Here is an 18,247-nt window from a genome sequence, read left to right on the forward strand (position 1 = left end):
CGAAGCGGAGCCGCGGATATGCCGACAGAGCCTTTGCCCCGTCCTGCCTGCCCCCCTGCCGGGGCGGTGACGATGCGCGGGCTCGATCTGCAGGTCGAGGGCCTGCGGTTGTGCGGCGAGGCCGGGCGGCAATTGCTGCAGATCCCGCAGCTGCAGATCGCGGCGGGCTCGGCGGTGGTGCTGCGTGGCCCCTCGGGGGCGGGGAAATCGACGCTGCTGCATGTGCTGGCCGGGCTGATCCGGCCCGGGACCGGGCGGATCCTCTGGGGCGGCACCGACCTTGCGGCGCTGCGCGACGGCCCGCGGGCGGCGTTCCGGCGGGCGCGGGTCGGCCTTGTGTTTCAGGAGCCGCTGCTGTTCGAGGAACTTTCGGCGCCCGACAATGCGGCGCTGACCGCGCTTTATGCGCCCGCCGCGGCGCGGGGCGAGATTGCGGCCCGGGCGGGGGCGGCCCTGACGCGGCTGGGGCTGGATACGGCCGACCGGCGGGCCTCGGCCAGCTATTCGGGCGGCGAGCGGCAGCGCATCGCCGTGGCCCGGGCCCTGGCCGGTGATCCGGCGGTGCTGCTGGCCGATGAACCGACGGCGAGCCTTGATCGCGCCAATGCCGACCGGCTCTCGGCCGATCTGATCGCGCTTTCGCGCGAGGCCGGGCGGACGCTGATCGTCGCCAGCCATGATCCGGCGCTGATGGCGCTGGCCGACCGGGTGATCGATCTGCGCGACGGGGTGATTGCGGGGGAACAGCATGGTTGATCTGTGGCAAAGCCTGCCGAACGCGGTGCAGGACAGCCTGATGGCTCTGGCGCTGCTCGCCCCGGCGGCGCTGATCGGCGGCGCGGTGCTGCACGGCTATCGGCTGGGGCCGCTTTTGCGCGGGCTGATCTTGCGGCAGATCTGGACCAGCCTGGTCTTCACCGCGCTGATCGCGGTGTCGGTGGCGCTGGGGGTCGGGCTGCTCGCGCAGGAACGCGGGCTGCGGCAGGGCACGGCGCAGGCGGCGGCGAAATTCGATCTGGTGATCGCGGCGCCGGGCAGCGAGGTCACCGCGATGCTGGCGGCGGTCTATCTGCAACCTTCGGACATGGCGCTGATCGACGGGCCGACCTTTGCCGCCATCGCCGATCACCCCGAGGTGAGCCTGGCCGCGCCGATCGGCTTTGGCGACAGCTGGAACGGCCTGCCCACGGTCGGCACGACGCCGCAATTCGTCGCGCATCTGGCAGGGGATCTGGCCGAGGGCGGGATGTTCAAGACGGCGACCGAGGCGGTGGTGGGCGCCCGGGTGCCGCTGCCGCTGGGGGCCGAGTTCACCCCCGAACATGGCCTTGGCCATGACGCCGAGGAAGAGGCGCACGAGGGGTACCACTATCGCGTCGTCGGGCGGATGCCCTTGACCGGCACACCCTGGGACCGCGCGCTGCTGGTGCCGATCGAATCGGTCTGGTCGCTGCATGGCATGGGCTCGGGCCATGCGGCCGATTGGGACGGCACGCTTGGCCAGCCGTTCGACCCGCAGGCCTTTCCGGGCACGCCCGCGGCGCTGGTGCGGGCGAAAAGCCTGGCTGCCACCTATGCGCTGCAGGCCGAATTCAGCACCGACCGCACGATGGCCTTCTTTCCGGGCACGATCCTTGCCCGGCTGCATGTGCTGATGGGGGATGTCCGGCAGGTGATGTCGGTGCTGGCACTCCTGACGCAGGCGCTGGTGACGGCGGGGGTTCTGGCCGGGCTGATGCTGCTCGCGCGGCTGCTGGCGCGACGGTTGGCGCTGCTGCGCGGTCTGGGGGCACCGCCGCGGTTCATCCTGGCGCTGATCTGGTCTTACGCGATGACGCTGATCGGGCTTGGCACGGCGCTGGGGCTGGGGCTGGGCCTCGCGGCGACGGCAGCGATTTCCGCCATGATCACCGCGCGCACCGATATTCTGGTGCGCTCCAGCCTGGGCTGGCCGGAACTGCATCTGGCGGCCGTTTTCCTCAGCGTCGCGGCGGTGATGGCGCTGATCCCGGCCGTGTTCACCCTGACCCGCCCGGTCCTTGCCGATCTGCGCGGCTGACCCCGGGCCGCGGCATCGCGCGCCGGGAAACATTTTCGTGATCGCACCGGCTCTCGCAACGGCGACGGGGCGTCCCCATCTCGGGGCCGATCCGCTTCGGGCATTGCCCCGGAGCGGGCCGACCAGATCGACACAGGAGACGAGAATGGACACGAACGACCGTCAGGCCATCGCGGGCCTTTTCGAAAAGCTCACGCAGGTCGAACGGCAGATGCCCGTCCGCGATCCCGAGGCGGAGCGTTTCATCGGCGAGGCGATCACCCGCCAGCCCGGCGCGCCCTATTACATGGCGCAGACCGTGGTGGTGCAGGAACATGCGCTGAACGCGGCCGAAGCGCGGATCGCCGCGCTGGAAGCCGATCTGGCCGAGGCCCGGAAGGCGCCGCAGGGCGGCGGGTTCCTCTCGGGGCTGTTTGGCGGCGGGGCGCCGCGGCGGTCGGCGCCGACGGGCCAGCCGATGCCGCAGGGCGCGCCGGGCGGGTTCCTGGCCGGGGCGGCGCAGACGGCGATGGGGGTGGCGGGCGGCATGCTGCTGGCCAATGCCGTCGCCGGGATGTTCGCGGGCGAGGCGCAGGCGGGCGAGCCCGAGGCGGAGCCCGAGATGGAAGATCCGGGCTTCGACGACAGCGGCGAGTGGTAAGCCGAAACGCAAAAGAAGCAGCGCCGACGGACCTCCGTCGGCGTTTTGCTGTCGGCAGGGACCGGTCTCAGGTCCGGAACGCGCGCAACAGCGACAGCGCCGCATCCCAAAGATCGAAGACCCGCACAAGGTAATGTTCGCGCGTCGCAAAGGGGCGGTCCTGCGCGCCGGAGAGCTCGGCCTCGACCGTGTCGATCAGGCGCAGCAGGCGGCGGCGGTGCAGGCCCAGCCGCGCCTGCACCGGATCGGCCAGACAGCCCGCAAAAGCGGTGACGACGCCGCTGACCGACATCAGCCCGACCACCGTCACGCCGGTCAGCCAGGGCCCCGGCGCGGTCGGAAACACCCCGTACCAAAGCCCGCCCAGGGTCTCGCCCAGGGGAAAGCCGGTCACGGCGGCTTCGCGCGACACCGCCTCGGCCAGACCGGGTGCCATCGAGAACATTCCCGGCGTCAGCGCCTGAAACAGCAGCGCGCCCAGCGTGATCGTCACCAGCGCGGTGGTCAGTTCCGCCACCGCGGCCCGGGTGCCGGTGTAATCGGTCAGGACCGCCATCACCCGTTGCGCCGCCGCCTTGCCGCCGTCCGGGTGCTGCGCAAGCGGCCCGCGCAGCTCTGGCGCGGCGAAAAGCGCCGCGGTCAGCGCGGCCCGACCTGGGTTGGCGGCGGTCTCGGGCAGCGGCGCCTCGAACAGATCGCGCAAAAGCGCCGCCTCGATCTGCGCCGAAACCCGGGTGCGCAGCAGCACCTGACGGGTCGCAAGCCAGGCCGAAACCCGGGGCCATCGCAGGGCGCCCGCCAGCCGGGCGCCGCCGCGACAGGCCAGCAGCACCGGCGCCAAAGCGACATTCGCGGGCGCGCGCAGCAGATCAAGGCCGAGCGCCGCCCGGTGCAGCCGCAACGTGCCCGCCCCGGTCAGATGCCGGGTCACGAAAGTCTCCACCCGCGCGCGGCAGCGCGGCAGGCGGAGGGGCGGCGGCGACAAGGCAGGGGCAGCGGTCATCTGGCAGATCCGGGGAAAAGGTTCTGCACAGGTAAGCATCCCGGCCCCGATGTGAAGGGCGCCCTGGCGCAAACGCCCCGGGCCTTTCACGAATGACGGTTTTCAAAACCCGATCTTCGCCGTAAAGAAACCCGGGGGCCGCAAGGCCGCCTGAATCCGGCCGCAGCTGCGCACCGAGATCAGCCCCCTCGCCCTTTCAACCGGATCGTCTTACCCGTGACCCCTGCTGCCCAGCTGCAAGCCATCCTTGAATTGATGTCCGAGATCGACACCGTCGCGCGTCCCGCCGATGCGATCGTCTCGGCCTGGTTCCGCGCCCGCCGCCAGATCGGCGATGCCGACCGCGGCGAGATCATCGCCACCCTGCAGGAGCTGCTGCGCCATCAGGCCCGGCTGGGCTGGTGGCTGGAGCGGCACGGCCGCAAGGACACCCATCGCAACCGGCTGCTGGCCTTTCTGGCGCTGGTCGAGCGGCGCAAGCCGGATCAGCTGAAACGGCTGTTCAGCGGCGCGAAATATGCGCCCTCGATCCTGACCGAGGCGGAAGCGACGCTGGTGGTGAAGCTGCAGGGCAGCCCGGTCGATCACCCCGCGATGCCGGACGATGTGCGGCTGGAATGCCCCGATTGGGCCGCCGGGGCGCTGCGGCGCCGCTTTGGCGCCGATTTCGAAACCGAGATGGCGGCGATGCTGACGCCGCCGCCGCTCGATCTGCGGGTGAACACGCTGAAAACCACGCGCGAACAGTCCTTGCAGGCGCTGCGCGGGATCGGGCTTCCGGCCGAGCTTTCGGCGGTGGCACCCTTTGGCATCCGGGTCAGCGCGCGGCTGTCGCTGGCGCATCTGCCCGGGCTGAAGACCGGCGAGATCGAGATTCAGGACGAGGGCTCGCAGCTGGTGGCGCTGCTCGTCGATGCCAAGCCCGGCGATCGGGTGGTGGATTTCTGCGCAGGCGCGGGCGGCAAGACGCTGGCGATCGCGGCGCAGATGCGCAACAAGGGCCGGATCATCGCCTGCGACGTGAACGAGGGGCGGTTGAAACGCTGCGCCGAACGCGCGCGGCGGGCCGGGCTGCAAAATGCCGAGACCCGGCTTCTGACCAGCGAGACCGACCGTTGGGTGAAGCGGCACAAGGCCGGTTTCGACCGGGTTCTGGTCGATGCGCCCTGCTCTGGCACCGGCACCTGGCGGCGCAACCCCGATGCGCGCTGGCGCTCGCCGCAGGAGCAGGGGGTGGACAATCTTGCGGCGCTGCAGGGGCGGATCCTGGCCAGCGCGGCGCGGCTGGTCAAACCCGGCGGGCGGCTGGTCTATGCCACCTGCTCGCTGCTCTCCGAGGAAAACGAAGAGCGCGTGGCCGCCTTTCTGGCCGCGCATCCCGAGTTTTCCGTGGTGCCGCTGGCCGAGGTGGCGCCGCAGCTGACCGGCTCGGCCCATCCCGATTATCTGTCGCTGACGCCCGCGCGGCATGACACCGACGGCTTCTTTGCCGCCGTGCTGCAACGCGCCGCCGTGGCTCAGGCCCCGTCCGGGGACGCGGCCTGAGCCCGGGTCACTTCTTCGGAAATTTCGGAAACGGCACGCCCTTGGTGGTGAAGGTCTTCGCCCCGGGCCCCGGCCGCGAGGAGCTGCGTTTGGGCGCGGCTTTCCCGGCAACCGTCTTGCCGGTTCCGGGCGGCTGATGCCCGGGCACCAGATGGTGGGCCCCGGTGCCGATCAGATCGGCCCGGCCCATCTCTTTCAGCGCGTCGCGCAGAAGCGGCCAGTTGTCGGGGTCATGATAGCGCAAAAACGCCTTGTGCAGCCGCCGCTGCCTTGTGCCGCGCACGGTGCCGACCGGCTCGGACGCGCCGCGCCGCACGCCTTTCAGCGGGTTGACGCCGGTGTGATACATCGTCGTCGAGGTCGCCATCGGCGAGGGCAGGAAGGTCTGCACCTGATCGGCGCGATAGCGGTTCTTCTTCAGCCACAGCGCCAGGTTCAGCATGTCTTCATCGGTGGTGCCGGGATGGGCGGCGATGAAATAGGGGATCAGGAAGTACTTCTTGCCCGCAGCCTTGGCCGCGGCGTCGAACATCTCCTTGAACCGGTCATAGGTGCCGATCCCGGGCTTCATCATCAGTTCGAGCGGGCCCTGCTCGGTATGTTCGGGCGCGATCTTCAGATAGCCGCCGACGTGATGGGTCACCAGCTCCCTGATGTACTCCGGGCTTTTCACCGCCAGATCATAGCGCACGCCCGAGGCGACCATGACCTTCTTGACCCCCTTCACCTCGCGCACCTTGCGGTAAAGCCGGATCAGATCGTCATGCGAGGTGTCAAGGTTCGGGCAGATATCGGGAAAGACGCAGGACGGCAGGCGGCAGGCGGCCTGCACCTTGGGGTCCTTGCAGGCCATCCGATACATGTTCGCGGTCGGCCCGCCGATGTCGGAAATCACGCCGGCAAAGCCCGGGGTCTTGTCGCGGATCGCCTCGATTTCGCGCAGGATCGAGGCTTCCGACCGGCTCTGGATCACCCGGCCCTCATGTTCGGTGATCGAGCAGAAGGTGCAGCCGCCAAAGCAGCCGCGCATCACCGTGACCGAGGTCTTGATCATGTCCCAGGCCGGGATCTTCGCCGCGCCATAGGAAGGATGCGGCGCACGGGCGTAAGGCAGGTCATAGACCGCATCCATTTCTTCGGACGACAGCGGGATCGGCGGCGGGTTGAGCCACAGATCGCGGTCGCCGTGCCGCTGCACCAGCGGGCGGGCGTTGCCCGGATTGGCCTCGCGGTGCAGCACGCGCGAGGCGCGGGCATAGGCCTCGCGGTCGGTCTCGACCTGTTCGAAGGACGGCAGCCGGATCACCGTGTTGCCCGCGGTGCGGCTGGCGCCCTCGTCGGCGCTGTCCAGATCATCGGCGGGCAGTTCGGTGAAACCTTCGGGCACCGGGCGGAACAGGGCGACACCGCGGATATCGGCCAGATCGCGGGGGCTTTCGCCCGCCGCCAGCCGCTGCGCCACCTCGATCACGGCGCGTTCGGCATTGCCGTAAAGCAGCAGATCCGCCTTGGCATCGGCGAGGATCGAGCGACGGACCTTGTCGGACCAGTAATCGTAATGGGCGATCCGGCGCAGCGAGGCCTCGATGCCGCCGAGGATCACCGGCACGTCCTTGAAGGCCTCGCGGCAGCGCTGGGTGTAGACGATGGTCGAGCGGTCGGGGCGCCTGCCGCCCTCGCCCCCGGCGGTATAGGCGTCATCGCTGCGCAGGCGCCGGTCCGAGGTGTAGCGGTTCACCATCGAATCCATGTTGCCGCCGGTGACGCCGAAGAACAGCCGCGGCTTGCCCAGCGCCTTGAACGGCTCGGCCGATTGCCAGTCGGGCTGCGACAGGATGCCGACGCGGAAACCCCTTGATTCCAGCAGGCGGCCGATGATCGCCATGCCGAAGCTGGGGTGGTCGACATAGGCGTCGCCGGTGACAAGGACGATGTCGCAGGCGTCCCAGCCAAGCGCCGACATTTCGGCGCGGCTCATCGGCAGGAAGGGGGCGGCGGATCTGCCAAGAAGCCGCGGGCACGGCTGCGAAGTCTGGGAATTTCGGGAGGTGGTCATCGTCGGAAGTATAGGGCGCCGGGGTCGAAACTTCAACGCCGCTTGGCCAGGCTGGCGCGTCCGAGGGCAGGGCCCGCGGGACGGCTGCGAAGACGGCTTGCGTTTTTGCCCGGATGCCCGCAAAAAGCCGGTGTGACCCCGTGGCTCAACTGGATAGAGCAGCCCCCTCCTAAGGGGCAGGTTGGTGGTTCGAATCCACTCGGGGTCGCCAAAAAAACCTGAAAAATATGGCGTTTTCTCAGTCGATTGCAAAACCCGATGCAGAAACCTGCGCCGAAAAGCAGCCGGAAACGGGCGGTCAGTCCCGGATTTCTGTACAAAACCTGTACAAGTTGAGCCCGATTTGCCCCGCTTCGAGGTGCTGCGATGAGCTGGCGCGTGGCAAATGAATGTGCGGGACGCCGCTTCGGTTCTGCGGCCCGAAAGCAGATCATCATGTTCCTTGCCGACAAGGCGAGCGACGATGGCTCGGGCACTGGAAGGCCTCCGATCTCGCGTGGGACGCGTTTGCGAACGGAGGCGGCTCGGCGGCGGTGGGCGAAGGATGGCAATATGACCGAGAAAACACCGGTGGGTTTGTTTTCGGACGCTCGTTGCCGCTGGCCGGGTATTTCGGCGCCTTCGTCAAGGACTGGGCAGGGGCATCGTTGCTGGCGATCGTCAACAACAGCACCGACGGCGCTGCCCGCGCCCGATTGCAGGCGCGGGTTGGCGCCAAGTCGGTCAACCTCGAATGCGATCCCGGCACTGGCGGGCGCCTTGTCTCGACGGACGATTACTGGGGGCTGATCGCCGCGGGTCTGACGCTGGCGGTGTTTCAGGCTCCGGCGGCCGACAACCAGACCAGCGCCACGCTGCTCACGAAGATCGGAGGCGTCACCGTGACCAAGAAGGTCAAGATCGGCGCTGCGGACAGCGGCGGCGCCGGGTATCGCATGCTGCGCGTCGAGAACTGAGGGGCATGTCTGGCGGTGGCGCCTGATGGCAGGTCTGGGCGGTACCCGCAAAGCTATGCGGTGGGCGCATGGCTTGATCGCATTACCCGTTTCCGGTGCCAGGCGCGGCCAAAGCGGCGCCTCTGCATGGATTTACCGTGTAAGTCACTGATATTAAATAACTTTGCACTAGGCGCAACAGGATGCGTCAAACGTGCAAAGTTCCCGCCGCGCCAACGTCGCTACCGCAACGCAAAAATCCCAATAAAATAAGGCTTGAATGGGGTTTTCACCGGAGCGTACCGAAGTGACGTGGATAGGAGATCAAGCCTCATGTGGCGATGGCATCGTCATCACCGCGCGGCACAAAGTGCAAAGTTCGAGCGCACGCTGGAAGCTCATAGCAATCATAACGCTATGATCTATCGACACAAATCGTCTGTTACCGGCTATTCCCAGCTGTTCCCGGTTTTTGTCCGATGTACCGGGTGTTTTTGTCGGGTGACACGACGGCGCAACTCCAAGCGGCGGGGCTGGCAAGATGGCCACCTCTGCTCTGTCGTGGCCCTTTGCGACGCCAGCGATGTAGTATCGCCGCCCACTGTGGATAACCGTCTCGCGCGATTTCTTGGCGGCTTGCAGGGCCTCACGCACCCCGGCTTGCCACCCTTCCTTCCTTCCGCGCATCGGTCAGCATCGCATCCAGCGCGGCACGGGCGTCTTCGGCGATCAGGGCGCGGATTTTGATGCTGATACCGCGCGCCGATCCGCGCCACCCACCCGCGAAGTCATCGTCTTTGCTAACGGCCTCTCCCATTTTATCGGCCTGACCCTTGGCCGCGTGGTCAAGGAAGTGGCGGCGGATGGCACGGAAACCGATGCCCTGTCGCATCCGGTCAATGCCCTGCTGAACCGGCAGGCGAACGACTGGACCCCGGCCTTTTGCGCCGTCCGCGATCTGGTCTTTGACGCGCTGACCGATGACCGCGGCGGTATGCTTTGGGTCAACCGCCTGTCGGATGGCCGGGTGGCGGAACTGATCCGCTACCGTTCCGGCATGGTGACTGTCGATTACGATCAGGCGACCGGCGAGCCGTTCTATCGGATCGACAACACGCCGACGCCGCGCGAAGATATGGTGCATTTGCGCGCGACCGTGACGACCTGAGCCGGGTCGATCTGGCGACCCGCGCGACGACGATTTCAAGCCTGATTTCGGCCGAAGTGCTGAACCCCGACGAGGGGCGCGAGTGGATCGGCAAGCCTGCCCGGCCGGACGGCAAGGGCGGCGTCTATGGCAACCGGCACATTCAAACCGACATGGGCGGTGCGCCGCCGAAAGAGGGTGTCTGATGGATTTGGGCGACGTTTACAACGTGCAAGAGGATCAGGGCCCGGGGCGCTGGCTCGAATGGCTGCACCCGGTGACGGGCGAGGGCACGGGTTTGCGCGTCAAGGTGGCCGGGCCTGACAGTCTGCTGGCCGCCCATGCTGCGGCGCAAATGGTCGATGATCTGGCAGAACTGGCGGACGAAAACGGGCGCGTGAGCGGTGCTGACCGTGCCAAGGCGCAGCGGGCCTATCTGGCGCGGCTGGATGCCTCGGCGGATGCACCCATCCTGTGCGGGGCGAGGGGCGGGCGGCTGCGCTACAAAGACGTGGCGGAAATCATGCTGAAAGAGCGGCGGCGGTTGGGGGTCGAAGCCCATGACCTGCATGCGCTGCGCTACACCGGGGTTCAAGAGCTGGCGCTGGCGGGCTGCGATGATGACGAGATTGCAAGCTACTCGGGTCACACCTCCAAGGCGATGATCCGCAAATATGCGGGGGAGGCGCGGCAACTCATGCGTGCCCTGAGTGCACGCGAAAAGAGGGGGTGAACGGATGCGGAACGAAACGGCGACGTGATACGAAAAATGATACAGGCGGGAAAGGTCAGATGCAGAAGGCAATCAAAGCAGGCGGTTGCGCCGAGAAGATGGGAAAGGGGGAGCGTATTGGCCCACCGCTCCCCCTTTCGCGCCCCCGACGGTTGAGGAAGGATGACCGCCGCCGAGGTTGAACGGGCGTCTCCGGACGGATCCGGATCATTCCGTTAGCGATAACATAGGGATGCGCTTCGACTTGCACAAGCGAAATGTTTGACGCTATCTGGTAGCGTTCCCACGGAAAGGACCCGCCTTGGCCCGTTCGCCCAACGACTCCCGCCGTCCCCTGACCCTGCGTGACGTCTCCGAGGCCTCGGGGGTTTCCGAAATGACGGTCAGCCGCGTGTTGCGCAACCGGGGCGACGTGTCGGAAGCGACGCGCGAAAAGGTGCTCGAAGCGGCGCGGACGCTGGGCTATGTGCCCAACAAGATCGCCGGCGCGCTCGCCTCGCAGCGGGTCAATCTGGTCGGCGTGATCATCCCGTCGCTGTCGAACCTGGTCTTTCCCGAGGTGCTCTCGGGCATTTCCACCGAACTTGAGGACACCGGGCTGCAGCCCGTCGTCGGCGTCACCGATTATTCCCCGGAAAAGGAGGAGACCGTCCTTTACGAGATGCTGTCCTGGCGGCCCTCGGGGGTGATCATCGCCGGGCTCGAACATACCGCGACGGCGCGGGCGATGCTGCAGAATGCCGGGGTGCCGGTGGTCGAGATCATGGATGTCGATGGCGAGGGCGTCGATTCCGTCGTCGGCATCTCGCATCGCCGCGCCGGGCTGCAGATGGCGCAGGCGATCACCGCCGCGGGCTATCGCAAGATCGGCTTTCTGGGCACCAAGATGCCCGAGGATCATCGCGCCCGCAAACGGCTGGAGGGCTTTTCCGAAGGGCTGGCGCAGGCGGGGATCGTGCTGCATGACACCGAATTCTATTCCGGCGGCTCGGCGCTTCTGAAGGGGCGCGAGATGACCGGGGCGATGCTGACGCGCAGCCCCGACATCGATTTCCTGTATTATTCCAACGACATGATCGGCGCGGGCGGGCTGCTTTACTGCCTTGAAAAGGGCTTTGACGTGCCGGGCAGGCTGGGTCTGGCCGGGTTCAACGGGGTCGAGCTGCTCGAGGGGCTGCCGCGGCGGCTGGCGACGATGGATGCCTGTCGGCGCGAGATCGGGCGCAAGGCGGCCGAGATCGTCGCGCGGCAGTCCGGCACCGCCAGCGCCGAAAGCGAGGTCGTCGAGCTGCAGCCGGTCCTCCAGTTCGGCGACACGATCCGCAAGCCCTGACGGATCATTGCCTGGCGGCCCAGCTCGCCGAGGCATATTGCCTTGTGTAGAACTCGCCCATCAGCCCGATCGCCAAAAGCACCAGCGCGACGTTCAGCGCATATTCCCAGTTCGAGAAATGCGGGTTGTAGTTGATGAAGGTATAGCCGCGCGCCTGGTCGATGATGTGAAACAGCGGGTTCCAGCTGAACAAAATCAGCATCTTGTGCGGCAAGGTATTGGCCAGGAACATCTTGCCCGAAGCGATCATGTTCACCCGGCCGTAGATCTGCTGGATCATCCCCACCAGCTGCGGGTTCCAGGGTTTGGCCGCCAGAAACACCATGCCCAGCGCCACCCCCGAGAACCAGCCCAGCATCACCATGCCCATCGCGCCGGACCAGTCATGGATCTCGATCGGTTTGATCGCGGCGTGATAGAGATAAAGCACCACCAGCATCGACAGCATCTGCGTGTAAAGCGCGCCCAGCGCCGCCGCCGAGATCGCGATCGCGGTGGTCATCGGCCCGTGCTTCATCATCGCCGAAGACGCCCCTTCGGAGCCGAAGACCGCCGACATCGCCTTGGTATAGGTCATGTAAAGGAAAATGCCCGACATGATGTAAAGCATGAAATCCCCGCGCACCGCGCTGCCGCGCATGCCGAGGATCGTGTACATCAGGTAAAACGTCGCCACGAGCATCACGGTCTGGAACATGTTCTGCAACAGGCCGAGGATCGCATTGCCATGCGATTTGCGGATTGCGCGCACCGTGGCGTGATAGACCAGCTCCAGCAGGTTGAAGGTCGATCCGAGGGCGCTGGTCGTGCGTTCTGCTTTGAACATGGCTCTGCCGTGGGGAACTTTGCGTTTTGTAGCCCCGGAAAACTTGCCGTTCCGTTGAGGGCCGATCATAAAGATAACCAAATCGCATGGCAATCTGGCCGAAATGCGGCCGACAGGAGAGAGTGATGGACTTTGACCGTCTTGTGAGCGTGATGCGCCGTCTGGCGCTGGAGGCGGGCGACCGGATCATGCAGATCTATGATTCTCCCGATTTCGCGGTGAAGACGAAAGCCGATGCCTCGCCGGTGACCGAGGCCGACGAGGCCGCCGATGCGCTGATCTCCGAAGGGCTGGCCGAGGCCTTCCCGCAGATCGCGCTGGTGACCGAGGAACAGGCGGCGAGCCACGCGCAAAGCGTCAAGACCTTCCTGATCGTCGATCCGCTCGATGGCACCAAGGAATTCGTGCAGCGCCGCGGCGATTTCACCGTCAACATCGCCTATGTCGAAAACGGCGTGCCGCTGCGCGGGATCGTCTATGCGCCCGCCAAGGGGCGGCTCTTTTACACGCTGGCCGATGGCCGTTCGGTCGAGGAGCTGGGCGCCTTCGACAAGGAAACCGTGGGCGAGCAGAAGCCGATCACCGTGTCGGTGCCCGACAACCGGGCGCTGATGGTGGTGGCGTCGAAATCGCACCGCGATCAGGCGACCGATGACTATATCGCCCGCTATGCGGTGGCCGACATGACCTCGGCGGGCTCGTCTCTGAAATTCTGTCTGGTGGCGACGGGCGAGGCCGATCTTTACCCGCGTCTGGGCCGGACGATGGAATGGGATACCGCGGCGGGCGATGCCGTGCTGCGCGGGGCGGGCGGCGAGATGGTGCGCTTCGACGATCACGGCCCCTTCACCTATGGCAAGGACGGCTTCGCCAACCCGTTCTTCATCGCCTATGCCCCCGGCGTGATCCTGGTGAAGTGATGTCGGTTCTGGTCGTCATCCCCGCCCGTTACGCCTCGAGCCGCTATCCGGGCAAGCCGCTCGTCACGCTGACCGGCGCCAATGGCGTGGCAAAGACTCTGATCCGGCGCAGCTGGGAGGCGGCCCGGGCGGTGCAGGGCGTGGCCCGGGTGGTGGTGGCAACCGACGATGACCGCATCCGTGCCGAGGCCGAAAGCTTCGGCGCCGAGGTGGTGATGACCTCGTCGGCCTGCGCCAATGGCACCGAACGGGTGGCCGAGGCCCTGGCAAACCTTGGCGGCGGCCATGACATCGTGGTGAACCTGCAGGGCGATGCGCCGCTCACCCCGGCCTGGTTCGTCGAGGATCTGGTGGCGGGGCTGATCGCGAACCCCTGGGCGGAACTGGCCACGCCGGTCCTGCGCTGCGAAGGCGCGATGCTGGCCAGCCTGATCGAGGATCGCCGCAACGACCGCGTCGGCGGCACCACCGCGGTCTTCGGCGCGGGCAACCGGGGGATCTATTTCTCCAAGGAAGTGATCCCCTTCACCGGCAAGAGCTATGGCGCGGATGAACCGACCCCGGTCTTTCATCACGTCGGCGTCTATGCCTATCGCCCCGAGACGCTGGCGGCCTATTCCGGTTGGCCGGTCGGTCCGCTCGAAACGCTCGAAGGGCTCGAACAGCTGCGGTTTTTGGAAAACGGCCGCTCTGTGCTTTGCGTCGAGGTCGAATCGCGCGGGCGGCAGTTCTGGGAGCTGAACAACCCCTCGGACGTGCCGAAGATCGAGGCGATGATGGCCGCGATGGGGCAGGACTGATACATTCATCGCGGCGCCGTGAAAGTTGTTTCCGCAGCGGCGAAAAACCGCCTGCTTTTTCCGGCGGGCGGTTCACTTCTGCACAGGCGAAGCTTGAGCCGGTCTTCAAAAGGGTGGATTATGCCCCCAACTGAGACGCGAGCAGCCCACACGCACAAAGGTGCATTATGAAACGCAAGGTCACGAAAGCGATTTTTCCGGTCGCTGGCCTCGGCACACGCTTTCTTCCGGCCACGAAGTCGATCCCGAAAGAGATCCTGACGCTGGTCGACCGCCCGCTCATTCAATACGCGATCGACGAAGCCCGGGCCGCCGGGATCAAGGAATTCATCTTCGTCACCTCGCGGGGCAAATCGGCGCTGGAGGATTACTTCGACGACGCGCCGGAACTGGAAACCTCGCTGCGCAAGAAGGGCAAGACCGAGCTGCTCGAGGCGCTGAAGGCCACGAACATGGATTCGGGCGCCATCGCCTATGTGCGGCAGAACCGGCCGATGGGCCTTGGCCATGCCGTCTGGTGTGCCCGCCGTCTGGTCGGCAACGAGCCCTTTGCCGTGATCCTGACCGATGACGTCATCGCCGCGGAAAAACCCTGTCTGCAGCAGATGATGGAAGCCTATAACGAGACCGGCGGCAACGTCGTCGCGGCGATGGAAGTGCCGCATGAAAAGACCTCGTCCTATGGCGTTCTGGACATCGCCGAGGACATGGGCTCGCTGGTCAAGGTCAAGGGCATGATCGAGAAGCCGCAACCCGATGTGGCGCCCTCGAACCTCGCGGTGATCGGGCGCTACATCCTGACGCCGCGGGTGATGCAGAACCTCAACAAGAAGAAAGAGGGCGCGGGGGGCGAAATCCAGCTGACCGACGCCATCGCCGAGGAGATCGAGGCCGGGCAGCCGGTTTACGGCTTCCGCTTCCGCGGCCAGCGCTATGACTGCGGCTCCAAGGCCGGGTTCCTGCAGGCGACGGTGGCCTTTGGTCTGGCGCGTGAGGATCTGCGCGACGAATTCGCCGATTTCCTCGGTGATGTGATGGCGATGCGGACGGCGGCGCAATAACGGATGGCGCAGCATGTTCTGGTGACGGGGGGGGCCGGGTATATCGGCTCCCATGCCTGCAAGGCGCTGGCCCGGGCGGGCTATGTTCCGGTGACCTACGACAGCTTCGTCACCGGCTGGCGCGATGCGGTCAAGTTCGGCCCGCTCGAAGAGGGTGATCTCTCGGACCGGGCGCGGCTGGATGAGGTTTTCGCGCGCTGGCAGCCGGTGGCGGTGATGCATTTCGCCGCCCTCAGCCTTGTCGGCGAGTCGATGAAGAACCCCGGGCTTTACTGGCGCCACAACGTGCTGTCGTCCTTGACCCTGATCGAGGCGGCCTGCGCCGCGGGCTGCCTTGATTTCGTCTTCTCCTCGACCTGCGCCACCTATGGCGATCAGGACGGGGTGGTGCTGAACGAGACCACCACGCAGGCACCGATCAACGCCTATGGCGGCTCGAAACAGGCGATCGAGATGATCCTGCGCGATTTCGGGGCGAGCCACGGCCTGCGCTCGGTGATCTTCCGCTATTTCAACGTCGCGGGCGCCGACCCCGAGGGCGAGGTGGGCGAATTCCACCGCCCGGAAACGCATCTGGTGCCCCTGATGCTGGATGCGATCGACGGCAAGCGCCCGGCGCTGACAGTTTACGGCTCGGATTACCCGACCAAGGACGGCACCTGCATTCGCGATTATGTCCATGTCTCCGATCTGGTCGATGCCCATGTGCTGGGGCTGCAATGGCTGCAGGCAGGCAAGGGCTCGGAGGTGTTCTGTCTGGGCTCCGGCACCGGCTTTTCGGTGCGCGAGGTAATCGCGCAATCGAAGGCCGTGACCAACCGCGCGGTGCCGATCCTTGAGGGCGACCGCCGTCCGGGCGATGCCGCGGTGCTGGTCTCGGGCTCGACCAAGGCGATCCGCGATCTGGGCTGGGCACCGAAACGCAGCGATCTCGCGACGATGATCGCCGATGCATGGCGCTGGCATCAAAGCGGACATTATGAAAGATAACCCCCGAATGGGGGCAAGATGGCGCTTTGGTCAAAGCTGTGGCAGGCCTATCGCTGGCGGCTGAGACGCCGCTATCTACTGGCGCGTGCCTTGCGCCGACGCCGCCGTCTGACCGCGCTGCAGGATCGCACCGGGGCGATCCGGCGCGGTGACATCCTTCTGTTCGCCGCGGTCCGGAACGAGGCGCAGCGGCTGCCGCATTTCCTCGATCACTACCGCCGTCTGGGCGTCGATCATTTCCTGATCGTGGACAATAAAAGCACCGACGGCAGCCCCGATCTGCTGGCGGCCCAGCCCGATGTCTCGCTCTGGCAGACCGGCTCCAGCTATCGGCTGCACCGCTTCGGGCTGGATTGGCTGACCTGGCTGATGTTCCGCCATGGCCATGACCACTGGTGCCTGACCGTCGATGCCGATGAATTGCTGATCTATCCGCATCATGACACCCGCCCGCTTGCCGCCCTGACCGGCTGGCTGGATCGCTCGGGGCAGCGGGTCTTTCCGGCGATGATGCTGGAACTTTACCCAAAGGGTCCGGTGCAGGCGCAAAGCTACCTTCCGGGCGACGATCCCCTGCAGATCCTGCACTGGTTCGATGCGGGCAATTACACGATCACCCGGCAAGAGCGCACGAAAGCGCTGTGGATTCAAGGCGGTCCGCGGGCGCGGATGTTCTTTGCCGACCGTCCCCGCCATGCGCCGACCTTGTCCAAGATCCCGCTCGTGCGCTGGAACCGGCGCTGGGTCTATCTCAATTCCACCCATGCGATCCTGCCGCCGCGGCTGAACGAGGTCTATGACCGGATGGGCGGCGAGGCGATTTCGGGCCTGCTTCTGCACACGAAATTCCTGCCCGAGGTGGTGCGCAAGGCCGCCGAGGAGAAAGACCGGCGCGAGCATTTCGGCCGCCCCGAGATTTTCGACAGCTATTACGACAGCCTGATGGCCTCACCCGATTTCTGGACGCCGCAGTCGCGGCGGCTCACCGGCTGGCGTCAGCTCGAGGCGCTGGGGCTGATGTCGCGCGGCGGCTGGCTTTAGGGCGGATCGGATCTGCAGAGGAACCAACGGTTTACCTGCTGCACGGTTCCGCCTATGCTCGCCCGCGCGGAAACGGGCAGGAATTAACCCTGTCGCAAGCGGGATACGCTAGGAAAGGGCCGCAGGGCACGGCACGAGGGCAGTTTGGGACTGAGACAGGCGATCAGGCTTCGACGGGAGCGGCGTCAGCGCCAATGGCGCGCATTCCGCAAGCGCCGCCAGCTGAAGCCCGTCGCCGACCGCACCGCGAAGATCGACGCCCGCGATGTCATCGTTTTCTGCACCCTGCGCAACGAACGCATCCGGCTGCCGTATTTCCTGCGCTATTACCGCGACATGCGGGTGGGCCATTTCATCTTTGTCGACAATGACAGCACCGACGGCTCGCGCGAGTATCTGGCGGCGCAGCCCGATTGTTCGGTCTGGACGACGACGGCCTCTTACAAGGCGGCCGCCTTCGGCATGGACTGGCTCAACCATCTGCTGCGCAAATACGGCACCGGGCATTGGACGCTGACCGTCGATCCGGATGAATTCTTCGTCTATCCGTTCTGCGACACCCGGCCGATCGACGCGCTGACCGACTGGCTGGACACCTATCGCATCCGCAGCTTCCCGGCGATGCTGCTCGACATGTATCCCAAGGGGCCGATCGATGCCGTCCCCTACCGCGAGGGGCAGAACCCGTTCGAGATCGCCTGCTGGTTAGATGCCGGCAATTACATGATATCGCGCAATCGCAAGATGCAGAACCTGTGGATTCAGGGCGGGCCGCGGGCGCGGGTGTTCTTTGCCGAGGATCCCGCCGCGGCGCCCTCGCTCAACAAGATCCCGCTGGTGAAATGGCAGCGCGGCTTTGTCTTCGCCTCCTCGACCCATATGATCCTGCCGCGCGGGCTGAACATGGTCTATGACGAATGGGGGGGCGAAAAGGCCTCGGGTTGCCTTTTGCACGCCAAATTCCTGTCACCGCTGAGTGCCAAGGTGGCCGAGGAAATGCAGCGCCGCGAACATTATGCGGGCTCGCGCGAATACGAGGCCTACAGTGCCAGGCTGGAGACAGAGCCCGATCTGTGGACCAAATGGTCGGAGAAATATATCAACTGGCGGCAGCTCGAAATTCTGGGGCTGATGTCGAAGGGCAACTGGGCATGAGGG

At 66.0% G+C, this 18,247-nt stretch carries 19 protein-coding genes and 1 tRNA gene; 16 read left to right on the forward strand and 4 right to left on the reverse strand.

All coding sequences use genetic code 11. The features are described 5' to 3' along the window. Positions 1-72: 72 nt before the first annotated feature. The 3 genes from LY44_RS08245 to LY44_RS08255 all read left to right on the forward strand — a co-directional run bounded on the left by LY44_RS08245 (position 73) and on the right by LY44_RS08255 (position 2,699). On the forward strand, positions 73-756 hold the full coding sequence (locus tag LY44_RS08245) for an ABC transporter ATP-binding protein (protein ID WP_055210510.1): 684 nt from the start codon (positions 73-75) through the stop codon (positions 754-756). Next, on the forward strand, positions 749-2,059 hold the full coding sequence (locus LY44_RS08250; RefSeq protein WP_055210508.1) for a hypothetical protein: 1,311 nt from the start codon (positions 749-751) through the stop codon (positions 2,057-2,059). The genes LY44_RS08245 and LY44_RS08250 overlap by 8 nt, the downstream gene beginning before the upstream one ends. Before the next feature lie 145 nt (positions 2,060-2,204). Next, complete coding sequence (locus tag LY44_RS08255; RefSeq protein ID WP_055210506.1) at positions 2,205-2,699, forward strand: DUF2076 domain-containing protein; 495 nt, start codon at positions 2,205-2,207, stop codon at positions 2,697-2,699. 67 nt (positions 2,700-2,766) lie between these two features. On the opposite strand, the gene LY44_RS08260 is transcribed toward LY44_RS08255, so the two are convergent. After that, on the reverse strand, positions 2,767-3,741 hold the full coding sequence (locus LY44_RS08260) for a DUF6635 family protein (protein ID WP_346243188.1): 975 nt from the start codon (positions 3,739-3,741) through the stop codon (positions 2,767-2,769). A gap of 177 nt (positions 3,742-3,918) precedes the next feature. Here LY44_RS08260 and LY44_RS08265 point away from each other — a divergent pair, with 177 nt between their 5' ends. Further along, positions 3,919-5,247, forward strand: a complete 1,329-nt coding sequence (locus LY44_RS08265) for an RsmB/NOP family class I SAM-dependent RNA methyltransferase (protein WP_055210502.1) — start codon at positions 3,919-3,921, stop codon at positions 5,245-5,247. Between the two features lie 7 nt (positions 5,248-5,254). On the opposite strand, the gene LY44_RS08270 is transcribed toward LY44_RS08265, so the two are convergent. Next, positions 5,255-7,303, reverse strand: coding sequence for a YgiQ family radical SAM protein (locus tag LY44_RS08270; protein ID WP_081024459.1), 2,049 nt, complete (start codon positions 7,301-7,303; stop codon positions 5,255-5,257). A gap of 134 nt (positions 7,304-7,437) precedes the next feature. On the opposite strand from LY44_RS08270, the gene LY44_RS08275 reads away from it, so the two are divergent. Together LY44_RS08275 and LY44_RS08280 are read left to right on the forward strand one after the other, a co-directional pair. Beyond that, positions 7,438-7,514 (forward strand) — tRNA-Arg (locus LY44_RS08275). Between the two features lie 178 nt (positions 7,515-7,692). Further along, the gene (locus LY44_RS08280; RefSeq protein WP_170126695.1) at positions 7,693-8,259 is read left to right on the forward strand and encodes a hypothetical protein; all 567 of its coding nucleotides are present in this window, start codon (positions 7,693-7,695) and stop codon (positions 8,257-8,259) included. Positions 8,260-8,884: 625 nt separating this feature from the next. Here LY44_RS08280 and LY44_RS17900 read toward each other — a convergent pair. After that, positions 8,885-9,055 (reverse strand): hypothetical protein, encoded by a 171-nt coding sequence (locus tag LY44_RS17900; RefSeq protein ID WP_160320040.1) that lies wholly within the window; start codon positions 9,053-9,055, stop codon positions 8,885-8,887. Between the two features lie 24 nt (positions 9,056-9,079). Here LY44_RS17900 and LY44_RS08285 point away from each other — a divergent pair, with 24 nt between their 5' ends. The 4 genes from LY44_RS08285 (at position 9,080) to LY44_RS08295 (ending at position 11,451) form a co-directional block, all read left to right on the forward strand. Then, entirely contained in the window at positions 9,080-9,406 is a 327-nt protein-coding gene (locus LY44_RS08285) for a phage portal protein (protein ID WP_055210496.1), read from the forward strand. 56 nt (positions 9,407-9,462) lie between these two features. Next, positions 9,463-9,591: a hypothetical protein gene (locus LY44_RS18430; RefSeq protein ID WP_262985692.1), complete on the forward strand. Its 129-nt coding sequence runs from the start codon at positions 9,463-9,465 to the stop codon at positions 9,589-9,591. Next, entirely contained in the window at positions 9,591-10,118 is a 528-nt protein-coding gene (locus LY44_RS18265) for a tyrosine-type recombinase/integrase (protein WP_055210494.1), read from the forward strand. The genes LY44_RS18430 and LY44_RS18265 overlap by 1 nt, the downstream gene beginning before the upstream one ends. A 301-nt stretch (positions 10,119-10,419) precedes the next feature. Then, positions 10,420-11,451, forward strand: coding sequence for a LacI family DNA-binding transcriptional regulator (locus tag LY44_RS08295; protein ID WP_055210492.1), 1,032 nt, complete (start codon positions 10,420-10,422; stop codon positions 11,449-11,451). A gap of 4 nt (positions 11,452-11,455) precedes the next feature. On the opposite strand, the gene LY44_RS08300 is transcribed toward LY44_RS08295, so the two are convergent. After that, complete coding sequence (locus tag LY44_RS08300; protein WP_055210490.1) at positions 11,456-12,277, reverse strand: ABC transporter permease; 822 nt, start codon at positions 12,275-12,277, stop codon at positions 11,456-11,458. Between the two features lie 125 nt (positions 12,278-12,402). Here LY44_RS08300 and cysQ point away from each other — a divergent pair, with 125 nt between their 5' ends. The 6 genes from cysQ to LY44_RS08330 all read left to right on the forward strand — a co-directional run bounded on the left by cysQ (position 12,403) and on the right by LY44_RS08330 (position 18,244). Further along, a complete protein-coding gene (cysQ, locus tag LY44_RS08305; RefSeq protein ID WP_055210488.1) occupies positions 12,403-13,197 on the forward strand; it encodes a 3'(2'),5'-bisphosphate nucleotidase CysQ in 795 nt (264 codons plus the stop codon). Beyond that, the gene (locus LY44_RS08310) at positions 13,197-13,997 is read left to right on the forward strand and encodes a 3-deoxy-manno-octulosonate cytidylyltransferase (RefSeq protein ID WP_055210486.1); all 801 of its coding nucleotides are present in this window, start codon (positions 13,197-13,199) and stop codon (positions 13,995-13,997) included. Before cysQ ends, LY44_RS08310 begins: the two co-directional genes overlap by 1 nt. Before the next feature lie 167 nt (positions 13,998-14,164). Next, entirely contained in the window at positions 14,165-15,058 is an 894-nt protein-coding gene (galU, locus tag LY44_RS08315; protein WP_055210484.1) for a UTP--glucose-1-phosphate uridylyltransferase GalU, read from the forward strand. 3 nt (positions 15,059-15,061) lie between these two features. After that, on the forward strand, positions 15,062-16,048 hold the full coding sequence (gene galE / locus LY44_RS08320) for a UDP-glucose 4-epimerase GalE (protein ID WP_055210483.1): 987 nt from the start codon (positions 15,062-15,064) through the stop codon (positions 16,046-16,048). A gap of 18 nt (positions 16,049-16,066) precedes the next feature. Continuing rightward, a complete protein-coding gene (locus LY44_RS08325) occupies positions 16,067-17,089 on the forward strand; it encodes a glycosyltransferase family 2 protein (protein ID WP_055210481.1) in 1,023 nt (340 codons plus the stop codon). 144 nt (positions 17,090-17,233) lie between these two features. Next, positions 17,234-18,244, forward strand: coding sequence for a glycosyltransferase family 2 protein (locus LY44_RS08330; RefSeq protein WP_055210478.1), 1,011 nt, complete (start codon positions 17,234-17,236; stop codon positions 18,242-18,244). The last annotated feature ends 3 nt before the right edge of the window (positions 18,245-18,247 follow it).

Source organism: Rhodobacter capsulatus, from assembly GCF_003254295.1.
Lineage (GTDB): Bacteria > Pseudomonadota > Alphaproteobacteria > Rhodobacterales > Rhodobacteraceae > Rhodobacter > Rhodobacter capsulatus.